Consider the following 15,954-nt stretch of genomic DNA (forward strand, 5'->3'; position numbering starts at 1 on the left):
TTAAAAACTGAACTTCCGCGTATTAGCTCTGCACGCGAATCGTTCGGGAATCGTCGGGGTTAGGGATGATGGACACCAATAAAGCATCGGGGGGCCACAGGTTCGGAATCAACGAGGGCCATTCTACAAAACAGTACGCACCTGAATCAAAATACTCTTCTACGCCCAAATCCAAGGCTTCAATTTCTGACTTAATCCGATAGAAATCAAAGTGGTACACCGTTTCACCCGCTTGGGTGACATATTCATTTACTAAGGCGAAGGTCGGGCTCTGTACGGTCTGGCTTACGCCCAGTACCCCGCACAACGCTTTGATAAAGGTGGTTTTGCCCGCTCCCATCTCGCCCTCAAATAGCCACACGGTACGCTCCTTCCCATACGCCAGCACCTGACGGGCCGTTTCTGAAAGTTCTGAAAGCGAAGGACAATGAAATTCCTGGGTTTGCATGATGGGTAAAAGGGCCTCAGGCCGGTACTAGGTGCTGTAAACGATCAACGATGGTGGCTACGGCCGGACAAATCGTAGTATTTGCTAACGTCAGATCCAGAATCTGAACCATTCGCCGTCGGTCGGTATGGGGGTATTCCCGACAGGCTTTGGGGCGTACTTCGTAAATTGAACAGTAGTTATCGCTGCCTAGAAAGGTACAGGGCGAACTATTGAGTACGTAATGCCGATCTTCATCCAGGTGTAAATACCGGTCAATCAAATCCGATGGGCGGATCCGCAGGTGTTTGGCGATGCGTTCAATATCCGTATCCGTAAAAATGGGACTGGTCGTCTTGCAGCAATTGGCACAGGCCAGACAATCGACTTCCTCAAAAACTTCTTCGTGCAATTGCTCAAAAGCTTCGTCTAATTTTTTAGGTTTACGGGCCTTGAGCCGATTTAAATACCGCTTATGTTCCGCGTAACGCTCATTCATTGTACAAAAATAATAGATTAGTTTTCAGTTTATTGTTTTCGGTTTACAGTTATTCTTTGAAAATCAGTGGCTCCTTTTCCCCAGGCCCGGGGGTATGCTTTTACTAACTGAACACTGTAGACCGAAAACTGACCACTTACTGCCATGATTCGTACTGCTCTTGCTGGTTTCGGAGATTCTGCTCATTATCTCCATGCCCCCTTTATTCTGGCCAATCCCGCCTTTCAACTCACGCACGTCTTCGAACGTTCCAAAAACCGGGCAGCGGAGGTCTATCCTTTTTTGCAGACGGTACGTACGTTTGAAGCTCTGCTGGAAAATCCGGAGATCGATCTGATCATCATCAATACGCCCAACGATACTCACGCGGATTATACCCGAAAAGCGTTGCAGGCGGGCAAACACGTCGTCGTAGAAAAGCCCTTCACCCCTACGGTAGAAGAAGCCGAGGAACTGATTGAGCTGGCTCAGCAGCAAAACCGGGTCTTGAGCGTATACCATAACCGTCGCTGGGACAGTGATTTCCGTACGGTCCAACAAGTACTGGAATCCGGCGAACTGGGCGAAGTGCATACTTACGAGGCTCACTTCGACCGGTACAAGCCCGTTTTAAATCCAAAAGCCTGGAAAGAAACCGCTTCGGCTGGTAGTGGAACCTTGTATGACTTGGGCTCGCACATTCTCGATCAGGTTCTGCTACTGTTCGGTCGTCCGCAATCGGTATGGGCCAACATCTGGACCCAGCGGGAAGGCTCCCAAATTGATGATGCTTTTGATTTACACTTGAATTACGGTCGGTTACGGGTACGCTTACGTTCGAGTCTGCTCGTTCGCGAACCTGCCCCCCGCTATACCGTGCACGGCACCCTGGGTAGCTTTCTTAAACCCGGTATTGATATTCAGGAAGATCAATTGAAGGCGGGTGAAATCATGCCCGGCCATCCTAATTTTGGCGTAGAACCCGAATCGCTCTGGGGCGTGCTGCATACGGATGTGGATGGACAGAGTATTTCCCGTAAAATGGAAAGCTTACCCGGCGACTGGGGCATTTTCTACCAGAACGTAGCGGACGCCATTACCGATGATGCCGAATTATTTGTGAAACCCCAGCAAATGGTTACGCAGTTGAAAGTCATCGAAGCGGCTTTTCAAAGTACGCAAACGGGCCAGACGATACACTTATCCTAAATTTTATTCCCTTCCCGAAAGTGCTGACTTTCGGGAAGTTACTTTTCTTTAGCGTAATCTTTACGCAGATTCATACATCAATTAATGACTTTTTAAGGAATTCCCAGCACCATTTCGCACTGCGAATAGTTATACTTATATCGTGAAATGGAGTTATGGAAACAGTTCATACTGAGAATATTTCAATTCGTACCCACTCATTATCCAATCTTTGGCGTACGGCTGAGCGTGGCGGTTATCCGGCAGCCTTGTGGCGATTACCGCGAGCTTCAGAAAAACAGCTGATTATTGATTTATCGAGCGAAGACCGTCGTCTGAAAGCCGATCTGGAAGAATTGCCTGCTGGTTTTGCCATCAGTCCTTTTCTAAATCCGGAAGGCGAGCAGACGCGTTTTTTGCGGGCTGATCTTTACTTTTCGTTTGATGCGGAAGAAACCCTGATTGCCGAAGAAATCACTGCATCGGCGGATTTCTGGCGTATTCAGGCGTTTGAAGATGATGCCGACGATGATTCCGAAGACGTACCCGAGTATCACCTGAAACCCATTCCAATGGACGGAAATGCGGGTTCGGAACGGGAGAAATTTGAGGAAGCCGTTCGGCAGGCTGTTACGGAAATGAAGCTCGGAGCTTTTCAGAAGGTCGTCCTTTCCCGGCGTAAATGGGTGGAATTACCCGCCCGTTTTGATCACGTAGCTGCCTTTCATCGGCTTTGCGAAACCTATCCTAATGCGTTTATTTCGCTCGTTTCCTTACCGGAGTCGGGTTGCGTCTGGTTGGGAGCAACGCCCGAGGTACTCGTCAGTCAGGATCATCAAGGTATGTTTCGAACGATGTCGCTGGCGGGTACACAATCCGCAACGGATGCTCAGCAACAGCCTGTTTCCCTGGAACATGCCCGATGGTCGGACAAGGAGATTGAAGAACACGCGTTGGTGAGTCGGTATATCATCGAGTGTTTCAAGAAAATTCGCTTGCGGGAATACCAGGAAAGTGGCCCCAAAACGGTCAAAGCCGGAAACCTCCTGCACCTGCGTACGGATTTTCAGGTAGATACCCAGGCTGTTAATTTTCCGCAGCTGGGCACGGTCATGCTGGATCTGCTGCATCCCACTTCAGCGGTTTGTGGTACGCCGAAATCCTCGGCCCTTCGCTTCATCGAACATTACGAGAACTACGACCGAAGCTATTACAGTGGCTTCCTCGGTCCGATTAATATTCACAACGAATCCCATTTGTTCGTCAACTTACGAACCATGCAGATGGAAGGAGATCAGGCCGTTTTGTACGCCGGAGCCGGTATTACGGAAAACTCAATTCCGGAACAGGAATGGCACGAAACCGAAATGAAATGCCAGACCTTACTCGCCGCCCTGGCCTTGTAAGTACCTTACGATTTTAACGCAAAGCGGCCCGAACCAAAGTTCGGGCCGCTTTGCGTTTCAGGGCTTATAGGCTTCCGTCGTACGGGCGGGTTGCCGAGTAGTATCGGGTCGGGTCGTATCCGTTGGAGTAACGGCGGACGGTGTTACTTTTTTCTTCGGGAAGAAATAGTTGAAGCTTTTCGTATACAATACACTTCCCCCTACCGTCGGCGTATTCTGGTTGATGGTGCTTTGCAGGAATGTGTTTTGCGGGAAACGGCTAAAGGCTTTCAGTCGCCAGCGGGCGTCGGGCGTTACGGTCCATTCGGCGGCCCAGTCACCAATCAGGTTCGCATTTTGTGTACTGTACACCGATGAAAAGCCCCCGTCCCGACTAATCGTCAATCCATTCCCGAAATTATACGATACGCGAGCCCGAAGCTGATCGGCCAGGTTTTGATTCGAGCCAATCACGTTCACGGTATTGATATCCACTTCCACGCCATTAGCCACTTTGGAAAGGATGTCACTCAGCACGCTGGTACCCGTTTCCGCCAGCAAATTCAGTACATTAATATCGCGGAAGGCCTGCGAGTTTTGCGGGATCAGTCGCCCCGAAAACAGGATACTACTCACCTGATTGTTTAGCTCCTGCTCATCATTGGCAATGCGGGCTTCAAAAGCCTGTACTGAACCGGAGAACTGCGGTTCTAGGGGATACTCTTTAATTTTCAACCCAAAGCCTACATTTGGCTTCATGAGCCGATCTTTCAAACTAATCGTCACCTCCACCGGATATGCCCGCCGGGCCTGAGCCGAAGCGGTCTGATCATTGCTCAGGTTCATGATGGGCGTTAGTGAGGTGAGCTTCGTATACGAAGCTTTGACGTCCACGTATGCTTCATAGGGATCGCCGTACCAGCTAATGCGACTGTTGGGCTGAATGGCAAATTCCTTGGAAACCAAGGCTTCGTATTTGTAATAGTACTTGCCTTTTTCCAGCTCATACGTCCCCCGCATGGCGAATTCGCCTTTCGTATCCACTTCCAGATTCAGGTTACTGTGTCCGTAAGCCTCCAGCCGGTCCCCCGTTCTACGATCAAGTAGCAGAATACATTTGGCATCGGGTGTAATGTTGAAATTGAAGTCCATTCGAATGCCCGAACGCATCCGACGCTTCAGGCTCAGATCCTCTTCGACTTTTTTCTTGATGGCCAGATTCACAAACTGAATGTAATCCGTATTGCTCACCTCCGAAGCATTATCAATCGGAATCGTAATTTCGGTACCGGGCCGGGTGGTTGCGTTAGATTTAACAATCAAATTATCCAGTGAACCCACACTTTCCACGCTCACATCACCCGTTACGTAGGCTTTGCCGTAGAAGAGTTTATTATCCTTGCTGGTCGTATTGAGTACCTTGAAGTTTTTCAGGCTTGCTTTCAAATCCAGGGCATAACTACCATTACCACCCGAATACATGCCCAGCCGGATCTTACCCGTATTGCCTTCTTCATCGCTTACGCCCATCTGGGCCTGAATTTCACCCCCCCGGAAACGAATCGTATCGGAGAACGCCAGTCGTACACCCAGATAATCAAAGCGAAGTTGCCCGCGTTTTACGTCTACCAGGCCCCCTAGCTTCGGATCACGGGGCGTACCGCGAATCAGTAATTTACCGCTGGCCTGCCCTTTGATTTCTGAGAAAAGGTCTTCCGTAAACGGTTCAAAAATCTGTAAATCGGTCCGGTTCAACGTTGCAACAAGGTCAAGCGAATTTTCATCCTCTTCGGGAGCGTACGTTCCTTTTACGTTCAGAATCGGGTTATTCATCCGATCAACGCCCATGTTGATATTCACCCGCTGATTGGTACGGTCCCACTGCGACGAAGCCGTTACGTTGCCAATCAGAAAACCTTTGTAGACGAGTTCATCTACGTTCAGGTTACCGTCCAGATTAATGTTTTCGTAGGCATCCCGCATGGATAATTCTCCATTGAGCGTCCCTTTCACGTTTACCTGTAAAATCGGTTGGAGCGTAGCCAGGTTAAAGTCCTGGGCCTTGAGGGAAAGGGTTTGTAGTGGATCCTTGGAAACCAGGCCGTTAATGGCAATTGACTGCTCCACATTGCGGAAGGTCAGATCATTGACCTGAATAGTTGAACCCGTCAGCCGAATCCGGTTCTCTGTATTCACGTTCCAGTCCTGATCCAGAATCCGGACCCGGGAGCGGCGAAAATGCAGGTCGGTCCCTTCCGGACGGAAAAAAATATCCCCGTTCAGGTTAAGCCGGTTGGTACTTTGCTGCTGCCGAAGGCGGCTGGTGAAGGCAATGTGATCTTTTTCCCAGGAAGCTTCGACCTGTAAATCTTCCGTTGGAGCCGCCGAGTAGATTTGCTGCTGTTGGGACGTAATGACCGCCGAAGCCAGTACGTCGTTCTGAGTGGCGTATTTGGACGTGTTGAGGTCTACTTCGGAGTGGTAGAACTTATATCTCTCCACGAGTAAGGTATCAACTTTGGCATTGAATGAGAATACCGACGTCGCTCCCATCGTAAAGGCTCCTTCTACCCGCGTATTTGGCGAAAGATAGCCGCCGGGATACAGAAAAGCCATCAGCGGCCGAGCGTCTTTAAAGTCAACGGAGTAATCCAGACTGTAGCGGTCGATGATGGACGACTTTTTGGCTTTGCGGCGGTAATAGTCCTGCCGGGTGGAGTCCAGTTCTGTGAAGTAAATTTTGTACTCTTCGACTAGATTGGGTAAGTCTTTCAGGGCTTGCGACAGGGCAAAGGGGCCTTCGACGGTGGCATTCAGAATATCCGTTTGCAGGGAGATATACCGACTGCTTACGGGCTTGGGTACGAATAGATACAGCGTATCAATGAGCAGGTTGCGATCGCCTTCTTCGAGCATCCGAGTCAGATACGTATTTTTCAGGCGGGCGACGCCGTACATCTGATCCAGCTCAAGCCCCGTCCAGACCACGTGTACTTCCGATTGTAACCGCATATCTTCTTCGGATACCCCCAGCGGATGCAACATGGCCCGGCTGATGGTTCCGTCAATATCGAAGTAGTTGCGTTTCTGACGCAGGTCGGCTTTCCCTTCCAGATCGAATACTAGATTAGTATCCTTCATGGCTACTTTTCCCTCAAACAACCCAAGTTGCAAGGCTCCGTCCACGCGGATATTTCGGTAGTTATACCCTTGAAATCCGAACTGTTTTACGTCCGTATTAAGCTTGACCGTGGCCGTTTCTTTGTCGAATCCGGCCCCTTCAATCTGTCCCTTTAAATCAATTGTTTGTAGCAGTTTGGGATCTTTGATCAGATCTCCCAGAGCAAAATCAACGAGTTCGATATTTCCTTTGTACGTTGAATTTTCGATGGCATCGGCAATCTTCATACTCAGATCCGGCACGACCGTACCGAGCCCGGTTTTCAGGGTTCCCTTCGCCCGAAAATCATTGTAGCGGCCCGCAAAAAGTCCCTGATAATCCAGCGTACCAAACTCTCTAATGGTTTCTTCGGCGGTTTTCCCCGTATACTGGGCCAAATCCTGAGCGTTCGTTACAAACTGACTCAGGCGAAAATCCATATCTGACGTCTCAAAGTCGGGTAAGCCTTTAAAGGCAAACGTACCCGCCGCCCGACTTTGCTTGCCGTAACGCAGGTCAGTAGCGTTGAAAACAAAATCTCGAACGGTTCCATCGAAGTGTCCCGACGCCTGCCAACGGTCGTTAAACTGGTATAAGGAGGAGGCAAAGCGGGCCAGGTCATTGGCATAAACGACGCTTTGATTGAGATCGGCAATGATGCGTACCTTCTCGTTAAAGTCGCCTAAATCCCGGCTTCTTTTGTACCGGAATTCGATATGTTTACGCAGCGTCGAACGATTGACGTGTACGAGCAGATTTTCAAACCGCATCTGCTGAGCGGAGAAAAAGAACTTCGTATCAAACTGGTGAATCCGCAACTGAGCGACGCGGTCAATCCCCCGTAAGTGCGTAATGTCGGCAGCAATGGTATCCGCAAAAACCAGAAAGTTTTTAACGTTACCGTTGAGTTCATGAATGACAAAGTGATTGTAATCAAAGGTGCCTTTTCGTTTAAAAGGCTCTTTGCGAGGGTCATCGTAGTGAAACTCCCCTGCTTCCACCAAACCTTCCCCAATGGTGAACGGAATCACTTTGGGAGGGCCTTTCCGGGGCGTTTTAGGAGCCGTAAGCCGGTCAATGGCATTGATGAAGCCGTCGATATTCAAATCTCCGTTGGGTTGTACAACCAATCGTACGTCGGGGCCAACCAGTTTGACCTGATCGAGGTGGATGTTGGTGCTAGCCGAATCAATGAGTTTAAATAAGGCCAGATTCACTTCCAACCGCTTGACGTTAATCATGGGTTTACGAAGCGTATCTGGAATGGAAACCTGTTCCAGAATGAGATTATCGGGAAAACGATAATTCACGCGACCAATCCGAACCGGATAATGCGTTTGCTCGTAAAACCAATCGGTAACGTATCGCGTCAGCTTGGTTTGAATGACCGGAATGCGTAAAAACGCCATCAGGCTAATCGTAAACCCAAACATCAAGGTGATTAAAATGGTCGCGTTACGAACGATAAGCGGGGATTCCCGGGCGATATGAAACAAAACCCAGTCGCGTATCCGGGGAAAGAAGATCAGTACGAGTACCCCAATGACCAATAAGGGTAAGCCAAACAGGAGTAGTTTTTCTTCCAGACTTTCCTGCTGGGCATCCGTGAACGTCACCCAGGAAAATCGAACCGCTATCGCTAACCCGATGAAAGCTACCAACGCCAGGGTTAGCAGGGTTCGAAGGGTGAAACGTAGGAGCGATCGCATCATGAGAGAACGGTACAAAAAACTATGGTTATTCAGGGATCACGTGACAAAACCTGTCATTTGAACGTTTCTCCCGTACTTTTGTTGACTAAATACTCATTTAAAATTACAAACCAGCCCGCTCGTTTGGGTTGTTTCGCTAGCTATGGTCTTACTCGCCATTGAATCTTCCTGCGATGAAAGTTCAGCTGCCGTACTGATTGATGGTCAGATTCGTTCGAACGTCGTTGCTACGCAATTAATTCATCAGCAATACGGCGGTGTAGTACCGGAGTTGGCTTCACGGGCTCACCAGCAACACATTGTCTCAGTCGTAGCCGAAGCCCTAACGCGGGCCGAAGTTACAAAAAATGACCTGAACGTCATTGCTTTTACCCGTGGTCCGGGATTACTGGGTGCCCTTTTAGTAGGCACCTCCTTTGCCAAATCACTGGCTCTGGGGTTGAACATTCCGCTGGTCGACGTGCATCACATGCAGGCCCACGTACTGGCTCATTTCCTGCAGGACCCGCACCCTTCGTTCCCCTTTTTGTGTCTAACCGTATCAGGTGGACATACGCAGATTGTACTGGTTCGGGACTACCTGGACATGGAAGTCATCGGCGAAACTCAGGATGATGCCGTTGGTGAAGCCTTCGACAAAACGGCAAAATTGCTGAATCTGCCCTACCCCGGCGGCCCTTTGATTGACAAATACGCTCAAACGGGTAATCCTGACCGCTTTGCTTTACCCGACGTAGATACACCCGGCCTGAATTATTCTTTCTCGGGTATCAAAACGGCCATCCTGTATTTTCTTAGGAAAGAAACAGCTCAGAATCCGAACTTCATCGAAGAAAACCTGCCTGACATTTGTGCCTCCGTTCAAGCCACACTCATTCGAATCTTACTGACCAAACTGAAACGGGCCGCCCGCGAAACCGGCATTAAGGAAATTGCCATTGCCGGTGGCGTTTCGGCGAACTCGGGTTTACGCAGGGAATTGCAGCAAACGGGAGAGAAACTCGGCTGGAACGTGTACATTCCTAATTTCGAGTACTGCACCGATAATGCGGCCATGATTGGAATGGCTGGGCATTATAAGGCATTACGGGGCGAGTTCTGCCCGCAGACCGTCTCACCGCTTCCCCGGATGGAATGGTAAACTTACGGGAAGGTAGTTTCGTAAAGGTCCGATTTGAAACCTAAAGCAACGATTTTCCCTTCGGCTTCAATCAAGGGGCGACGAATCACGGATGGTTTTTCCAGCATCAGCGCAATCGCCGATTCCTGATCAGCTGGCTTTTCGGCGAGTTGTTTCCACGTGGTTCCGGCTTTATTGACCAGCTCCTCCCAGGACTTTTGCGTGAGCCAGCGTTCAATCGTTTCTCGCGTAATGCCCTGTTTCTTGTAATCGTGGAATTGATAGGCAATGGCATGATCGGCCAACCATACGCGGGCCTTTTTCACGGTATCACAATTGGGAATAGCGTATAAAGTATACATGGTATATTGAGTAGCAAGTTCGTGTTATACAGAAAAGAGCGGCTTTAGGGGCCGCTCTTTTTCTAAGGTTTGGTATTCCTATTTGCGAGGTTCCCGCTTCTCCAGGTATGCTCCAATGTAGAAAGACGTGGCCATCAACAATACAAAAAACGCGATGGGTACAAAAGTGGGCAGAGGAATATTCAGTAACATATGCGTATGTGTTATCTAGTGTTTCGAAAGCAATGATCACAAAAGTAAGCCACAAAGCTTAAACTCTAAAGTTTACAGGACGCCTTTTGTACTGGGCAGATTATTAAGCTCCCGGATTTCCCGCCGTACGGCCATCTTGATCGCTTTGGCCCAGGCCTTGAAAATAGCCTCAATTTTATGGTGCTCGTTGTCGCCTTCAACCTTGATATTCAGATTAGTAAGTGAAGTATCGGTAAAGGACTTGAAGAAGTGATGGAAGAGTTCCGTGGGCATATCGCCAATTTTCTCCCGTTTGAAAGTAGCATCCCATACCAGCCAAGGGCGACCCGAAAAATCAATCGCTACCTGAGCCAGTGCTTCGTCCATGGGTAACAGGAAACCGTAACGGGCAATGCCCCGTTTATCACCCAAGGCTTTGCGGAACGCTTCGCCCAGGGCCAGAGCCGTATCTTCGATGGTATGGTGTTCATCAATGTGCAGGTCGCCGTTGACTTTAATGGTCAGATCCAGACCGCCGTGTTTGGCCAGTTGATCGAGCATGTGATCAAAAAAGCCGAGTCCCGTCTGAATATTGGCCTTACCCGTACCATCCAGGTTGAGTTCAACAAAAATCTGGGTTTCTTTCGTATCCCGCTGTACCTGTCCGATGCGGTCGGCCAGCCGTACTTTGCGGTAAATTTCATCCCAGTCGGGCGTAATCAGAGCGACGTAGGGCTCCAATTCCGGCGTAAGCAAGCCGCGTTCCGATTCTTTGTTAGCGGGTTCTACCAAAATGGCTTTCGCGTTCAGGTTTTTCGCCAGCCGTACGTCCGTGAGTCGGTCGCCAATCACGAAACTATGGGCCAGATCGTAACTCCCGTCCAGGTACTGCGTAAGCAGGCCAGTACCCGGCTTACGCGTCGGCAGGTTTTGCTCCGGAAACGAGCGGTCAATGTGTACGGCGGAAAAGACGATCCCTTCGTTTTCGAGCGTTTGCAGCATCTTATTCTGCGTCGGCCAGAACGTATCTTCGGGAAAGGAATCCGTACCTAATCCGTCCTGGTTGGTTACCATGACCAGTTCGTAATCGGTTTCTTCGGCTATTTTACGTAACGCAGAGATGGCTTTGGGCAAAAACTCCAGCTTTTCGAGGGAATCAATCTGAAAATCGGTCTGGGGTTCTACGATCAACGTCCCGTCCCGATCAATGAATAAGGCTTTTTTCATGCACGCGATTTTGCCACAAATTTGTAGCCGAATCAGCTAATTACCCACACGTTCCCGCTAGTATTTCATTACTGGGCCTTGCAAGGCCTTTAGAATCCTCTGGGAGGAAGCCTAGATTTTGATCTAAATCATGGAAAAAGTAAAATGAATAGTATATTTCTTTGATTATACTGAACATTTCCCCTACATAGTACAATTTACTTGCAGACCTGAACTCTTTCTGCGTATTTTGCATTGTATTTCTAGCGGCAGGGAAACATCTGCTTGCTGAAAAGGCCTCCCGTCTGCCTTGCTCTGATTTGGTTCGCGTGCCGAACCCTCCTTTGTAGCTCACACTTTGGTCATCAGAAGCCCGACGGATGTGTAGGCATCGTTGTGGTTTATTTTACATCATTTAAAACCGACTGTACCGCAAACTTCTGTTTGTGAGGTCTTCGGAAACAGGCCCTGCCTGTGGATGACCGGAGCACAAGGAACTCTTGTGGTATCATTAATTCATGGAGAATCAAATTTTATTTGCTGACCTCGGTCTTTCTGACGAGGTGATGCAAGCCGTCACGGAAATGGGTTTCGTGGCACCCTCGCCTATTCAGGCCGAGTCTATTCCTCATCTGCTGGAAGGCCGTGACGTCATTGGCCAAGCTCAAACCGGTACCGGTAAAACAGCTGCTTTCGGTATTCCTTTAATCGACATTATTGATCCGAACGAGAAAGTCGTTCAATCCCTGATTCTGTGCCCTACGCGTGAATTAGCCGTACAAGTTTCTGAAGAACTTCGTCGCTTGGCTAAATTCAAAAGAGGCGTTTGGATTACTGCCATTTACGGTGGCGATAGCTACGAGCGTCAGAACCGCGATTTACGCAAAGGCTGCCAGATCGTAGTAGGTACGCCGGGTCGGGTAATGGACCACATCGAACGTGGTTCCCTGCGTCTGGATCATGTGAAATACATGGTACTGGATGAGGCTGACGAAATGCTGGACATGGGCTTCCGGGAAGACATTGAAAGTGTACTGGCCGACTGCCCCGAAGATCGCCAAACGGTATTCTTCTCGGCTACGATGCCGAAACCAATTATGGATCTGACCAAACGGTATCAGAAAAACCCACAATTGGTAAAAGTTACGAAAAACGAAGTTACCAATGCCAATATCGAACAAAGCTGGTACGCGGTGCGTCCCGATGCGAAGTTCGAAGCCATGTGCCGTCTGATCGACTTCCACCAGATCAAATTAATGCTGGTGTTTAGTAATCAGAAAGCTCGGGTCGATGAAATCGTTGAGCAATTCCAGATGCGTGGTTACGCAGCGGAAGGTCTGCACGGCGATATGCGTCAGGCCGCTCGTACGCAGGTAATGAGTAAATTCCGCGGAGGTACTACGCAAATTCTGGTTGCTACGGATGTAGCGGCTCGTGGTATCGACGTAGACGACGTAGAAGCCGTTTTCAACTACGATGTACCGATGGATTCGGAATACTACGTACACCGGATTGGTCGTACGGGTCGTGCTGGTAAATCAGGTAAAGCATTTACACTGGCTGCTGGAGCGGAAAAATACCGTATTCGTGACATTCAGAACTATACGAAAGTAGAAATTACCCGGGGTAAGCTACCTACGTTTGCGGATGTTTTCGCGATCAAGAAAACTCGCTTCATTGAACGCGTACAGCAAACCATCGAAGAAGGTACGTCTGAATTTTACGCTGATGTACTGAGCACGCTGGAAGAAGCTGGCTACGAACCAAATGCTATCGTTTCTGCCTTAGCTCAACTCAACCTGGGTGGTGTAAAAACAACCGAGGATAACTTGGAAGAACAACCCCGTAACAAATTCGAAGGCCGTGATGCTCGCGGTGGAGACCGGAATGGTCGCTTTGGAGATCGTCGCGGTAATGAACGTTTCGGAGATCGTAAAGGAAGCTTCGGCGAACGTAATGGAAACACCCGTGACCGTGTGGATCGTGAAGGCAAACCCTTCCGCCGTGGTGCTGATGCCGGAATGGTTCGTCTGTTCATTAACATTGGTAAGAATTTCAAAATTACGCCTAGCCACATTGTAGGAGCCATTACGGGCGAAACGGGTCTGCCGGGTAAAGTCATCGGTCAGATCGACTTGTTCGATAGCTACTCTTTTGTGGACGTTCCTAAAGAACACCAACAAACGATCCTGAGTGCACTCGATGGTAACACCATCAAAGGCAAGCGGGTGAATGTGGAAGTGGCAAAAGGATAAATTTAGTGGTCAGTTTCTAGTGTACTGTTTTCAGTTTTAACTTGACAACTTGAAATAAAAAAAGCCTCTGTGACGAATCGTTGCAGAGGCTTTTTTCATGTTTAAAAATTTCTTGCTTCTCGCTTAATTAGTCAATAAATATGATTTACAAAATATTAAAACACTGATTTTCAATACTATATAAGCTTAAAGGTTTATAAAAACTATAAATAGCAAACCGAAAGCTTTACACTCCCCTGTTAAAGAAAGTTAAGGCTTTAAACGTGCGTTAAGGTTTCTGTTCTTAGTCTTGAATTTGAACAAAAAACGAAAAAACGCCATGAAAACCTCCTTTTTCTCCAAAGCCCTTTTTGTCGCCGCTACGCTGATGATTGGTACTGCTGCCTGCACGCAGGCTCAGCCCTACGGACGGTACGATGATCGATATGATCGTCGGGATCGGTACGAAGATCGCCGCTATAACAACCGAGGCCGCTTTAATCCTGAATTTCGGCAACAGCAACAAAATAGAAGAATCGAACAGGGTATCCGATCGGGTCAGTTATCTCGTCGGGAAGTACGGGACCTGAAACGGTTACAATCGCAAACCGATCGGGCCATTTATGCAGCTCGCTCCAATGGTTATACTTCACCCCGCGAACGAGCCCTCATTAGTGACTTACAAGATCGAATCGACCGGGCCATTACCTGGGAAAGACGCGATGGACAGGGATACCCTAACCGCTGGTAAAGTACTGGAAGCCCTAGGTACGTGTGATGGGGAAGAGCAATAGGGCTTCCTTTTAAATCGAGTGATTGGTTTGACAGGTGAGCGGAGTGGTCGGTGAATTTTCGCCGACCACTTTTTTTGTAACCGATAGCCAAAATTCTGAGGTTATGCCTTGCCCCACCAGTGCTTCATTTGTTGATAAAACCCCAAACTGTAGATTTTCCTACCCGCCTTGTCAAAATCTACTAAGCCTACTAGGGGGCTTGGCACTTTTTTTTAGTAGTAGTAGCCGGATTAATTACCTAAACAACATTATCTCCATGAAAGCAATTCGTTTATATGCAAGTTTGGCTCTGGTAGCTGTACTGGCTTCCTTCAGCTTTAATTCATTCGCTCAAGTAGGTTTCACGTTACACGGTACGGCCGCAGCCCCCAATTTAGACAATGCTCAAGTTAAACCGGGTGTAGGTGCTGGCTTGAAAGTATTCTTAGGCCCCAACGTTGCTGTAGGTGCAGCCGCTAAATACATCGCTATTGCTTATGACTATAATCAGTCTGCCGGAGACAACCTGGAAAACAAAGGCTCGTTGGTTCCATTGACGGGTACCTTGGACATCTTCCTGACGAGTGGTGTCGTTCGTCCTTACATTGGAGCTGAAGCAGGGGTGTATCTGCGTACGACGAAAGTAAATCTGGCCGGTGCTGAAATTTACAAGTCTACGGATACGCGATTTGGAGCCGCTCCTAAAGTAGGTTTGGCTTTTGCTCTGGGTGGCGTAGGTCTGTTTGCTGAAGGTAGCTATAACTTCATTTTTGGCAACAAAGATGGCAGTACGACTGCGGGTAATGTAAACAACATTCGTTGGGAAAACCCCAGCAAACTATGGGCAGTTAACGTAGGTGTGACGTTCGGATTTCCCCGTACGAACAACTAAGGAAACCTCCTAAACCCTTTAAAAACGAAGGACAAAATGCTGGGTTGGTTGTTTCTTTCGAAAGAATACTAGACCCACAAAAAATAAGTCGATCGTAACGGTGACACTTGGATGAGCCTGGATTTCGGTCCAGGCTTTTTCCATTTCCTTGGACCAGTGAATATCATCGAAGACAAAAACGCTATCGGCATGAGCCTTACGCAGGCAGGTTTCAAAGTATCGAACGGTGGGCTCATACCGATGATTGGCGTCGAAGAAAGCAAAATCAATTTGGGAAACTTGTTCGACCTGAGCCTTCAGCGTTTCATCCAGATTACCCGTTACAATACTTACCTGCGGAGCAGAATGTAAATTACTAGCAGCTACCCGGGCGGTTTCTGGGCAACCCTCAAAACTATAAATCTTGCTTTTCGGGGCGGCTTTAGCCTCGTATAAAGTCGTAATGCCCAATGACGTTCCCAGATCAAAAATGATTTTGGGTTGAAAGTGAGCAATGAGGCGATACAGTAACTGAGAAAATTTGGGCGTTTTCTGAGCATTCTTGGCAATGGTCGAGATTTTACGCCTTGGAGCATTCGTGCGGCGGGAGCCAGCACCGTAGTCTACAATTTCAATTTCATCCGTACAAGCTTTCATGGCCGCACGAATGCGTTCAATCTCTTCAAAGACCGGCTGCTTTTCCCGGGAACGAATGACTTGGGTATATAAATCGAAAACGAACGGGGAATGTAATCCATGTTCGTTTCCGGCGGTAAACAGGTACCGAAGGTAAGAAGCAATCAAAATGGTTCTTGCTTATCGCATCCAGATTTCCCTTCGCTCAAAGCTTCAATTAAAAGTGGATAT

General features: G+C 48.5%; 12 protein-coding genes. 6 read left to right on the forward strand and 6 right to left on the reverse strand.

Features of this window, described 5'->3' with window-relative positions; translation table 11 throughout:
- Nucleotides 1-22: 22 nt before the first annotated feature.
- Both tsaE and C5O19_RS14780 read right to left on the reverse strand, forming a co-directional pair.
- Nucleotides 23-448 (reverse strand): tRNA (adenosine(37)-N6)-threonylcarbamoyltransferase complex ATPase subunit type 1 TsaE, encoded by a 426-nt coding sequence (tsaE, locus tag C5O19_RS14775; RefSeq protein ID WP_104713503.1) that lies wholly within the window; start codon nucleotides 446-448, stop codon nucleotides 23-25.
- 16 nt (nucleotides 449-464) lie between these two features.
- Nucleotides 465-926 carry a YkgJ family cysteine cluster protein gene (locus C5O19_RS14780; protein ID WP_104713505.1) on the reverse strand — a complete coding sequence of 154 codons (462 nt, stop codon included), beginning with the start codon at nucleotides 924-926 and terminating at the stop codon, nucleotides 465-467.
- Between the two features lie 144 nt (nucleotides 927-1,070).
- On the opposite strand from C5O19_RS14780, the gene C5O19_RS14785 reads away from it, so the two are divergent.
- Both C5O19_RS14785 and C5O19_RS14790 read left to right on the forward strand, forming a co-directional pair.
- Entirely contained in the window at nucleotides 1,071-2,114 is a 1,044-nt protein-coding gene (locus C5O19_RS14785) for a Gfo/Idh/MocA family oxidoreductase (protein WP_104713507.1), read from the forward strand.
- Nucleotides 2,115-2,269: 155 nt separating this feature from the next.
- Nucleotides 2,270-3,499, forward strand: a complete 1,230-nt coding sequence (locus C5O19_RS14790) for a chorismate-binding protein (RefSeq protein ID WP_104713510.1) — start codon at nucleotides 2,270-2,272, stop codon at nucleotides 3,497-3,499.
- Nucleotides 3,500-3,556: 57 nt separating this feature from the next.
- Here the strand turns inward: C5O19_RS14790 and C5O19_RS14795 are convergent, their stop codons facing one another.
- Complete coding sequence (locus tag C5O19_RS14795) at nucleotides 3,557-8,350, reverse strand: translocation/assembly module TamB domain-containing protein (RefSeq protein WP_104713512.1); 4,794 nt, start codon at nucleotides 8,348-8,350, stop codon at nucleotides 3,557-3,559.
- Between the two features lie 142 nt (nucleotides 8,351-8,492).
- Between C5O19_RS14795 and tsaD the strand changes: the two genes are divergently transcribed.
- Nucleotides 8,493-9,491 (forward strand): tRNA (adenosine(37)-N6)-threonylcarbamoyltransferase complex transferase subunit TsaD, encoded by a 999-nt coding sequence (tsaD, locus tag C5O19_RS14800; protein WP_104713514.1) that lies wholly within the window; start codon nucleotides 8,493-8,495, stop codon nucleotides 9,489-9,491.
- A 2-nt stretch (nucleotides 9,492-9,493) separates the two neighbouring features.
- Here the strand turns inward: tsaD and C5O19_RS14805 are convergent, their stop codons facing one another.
- Complete coding sequence (locus C5O19_RS14805; protein WP_104713516.1) at nucleotides 9,494-9,832, reverse strand: ArsC family reductase; 339 nt, start codon at nucleotides 9,830-9,832, stop codon at nucleotides 9,494-9,496.
- A gap of 264 nt (nucleotides 9,833-10,096) precedes the next feature.
- On the reverse strand, nucleotides 10,097-11,230 hold the full coding sequence (hisB, locus tag C5O19_RS14810; protein WP_104713518.1) for a bifunctional histidinol-phosphatase/imidazoleglycerol-phosphate dehydratase HisB: 1,134 nt from the start codon (nucleotides 11,228-11,230) through the stop codon (nucleotides 10,097-10,099).
- A gap of 497 nt (nucleotides 11,231-11,727) precedes the next feature.
- Between hisB and C5O19_RS14820 the strand changes: the two genes are divergently transcribed.
- The 3 genes from C5O19_RS14820 (at nucleotide 11,728) to C5O19_RS14830 (ending at nucleotide 15,108) form a co-directional block, all read left to right on the forward strand.
- Nucleotides 11,728-13,464: a DEAD/DEAH box helicase gene (locus tag C5O19_RS14820; RefSeq protein WP_104713522.1), complete on the forward strand. Its 1,737-nt coding sequence runs from the start codon at nucleotides 11,728-11,730 to the stop codon at nucleotides 13,462-13,464.
- A 319-nt stretch (nucleotides 13,465-13,783) separates the two neighbouring features.
- Nucleotides 13,784-14,194: a hypothetical protein gene (locus C5O19_RS14825; protein WP_133163373.1), complete on the forward strand. Its 411-nt coding sequence runs from the start codon at nucleotides 13,784-13,786 to the stop codon at nucleotides 14,192-14,194.
- 299 nt (nucleotides 14,195-14,493) lie between these two features.
- Nucleotides 14,494-15,108, forward strand: a complete 615-nt coding sequence (locus tag C5O19_RS14830; protein ID WP_165796028.1) for an outer membrane beta-barrel protein — start codon at nucleotides 14,494-14,496, stop codon at nucleotides 15,106-15,108.
- Nucleotides 15,109-15,126: 18 nt separating this feature from the next.
- Here C5O19_RS14830 and C5O19_RS14835 read toward each other — a convergent pair whose 3' ends face one another.
- Nucleotides 15,127-15,891: an O-methyltransferase gene (locus tag C5O19_RS14835; protein WP_104713530.1), complete on the reverse strand. Its 765-nt coding sequence runs from the start codon at nucleotides 15,889-15,891 to the stop codon at nucleotides 15,127-15,129.
- Nucleotides 15,892-15,954: the final 63 nt, after the last annotated feature.

The organism is Siphonobacter curvatus, assembly GCF_002943425.1.
In the GTDB taxonomy this organism is placed as follows: Bacteria; Bacteroidota; Bacteroidia; order Cytophagales; family Spirosomataceae; genus Siphonobacter; species Siphonobacter curvatus.

Bases quoted from the DNA above. Each gene is read 5' to 3' on its own strand.
- tsaD (WP_104713514.1), top strand. From the start codon at position 8,493: ATGGTCTTACTCGCCATTGAATCTTCCTGCGATGAAAGTTCAGCTGCC.
- C5O19_RS14795 (WP_104713512.1), bottom strand. From the start codon at position 8,350: ATGATGCGATCGCTCCTACGTTTCACCCTTCGAACCCTGCTAACCCTG.
- tsaE (WP_104713503.1), bottom strand. From the start codon at position 448: ATGCAAACCCAGGAATTTCATTGTCCTTCGCTTTCAGAACTTTCAGAA.
- C5O19_RS14785 (WP_104713507.1), top strand. From the start codon at position 1,071: ATGATTCGTACTGCTCTTGCTGGTTTCGGAGATTCTGCTCATTATCTC.
- C5O19_RS14805 (WP_104713516.1), bottom strand. From the start codon at position 9,832: ATGTATACTTTATACGCTATTCCCAATTGTGATACCGTGAAAAAGGCC.
- C5O19_RS14825 (WP_133163373.1), top strand. From the start codon at position 13,784: ATGAAAACCTCCTTTTTCTCCAAAGCCCTTTTTGTCGCCGCTACGCTG.
- hisB (WP_104713518.1), bottom strand. From the start codon at position 11,230: ATGAAAAAAGCCTTATTCATTGATCGGGACGGGACGTTGATCGTAGAA.
- C5O19_RS14790 (WP_104713510.1), top strand. From the start codon at position 2,270: ATGGAAACAGTTCATACTGAGAATATTTCAATTCGTACCCACTCATTA.
- C5O19_RS14830 (WP_165796028.1), top strand. From the start codon at position 14,494: ATGAAAGCAATTCGTTTATATGCAAGTTTGGCTCTGGTAGCTGTACTG.
- C5O19_RS14820 (WP_104713522.1), top strand. From the start codon at position 11,728: ATGGAGAATCAAATTTTATTTGCTGACCTCGGTCTTTCTGACGAGGTG.
- C5O19_RS14780 (WP_104713505.1), bottom strand. From the start codon at position 926: ATGAATGAGCGTTACGCGGAACATAAGCGGTATTTAAATCGGCTCAAG.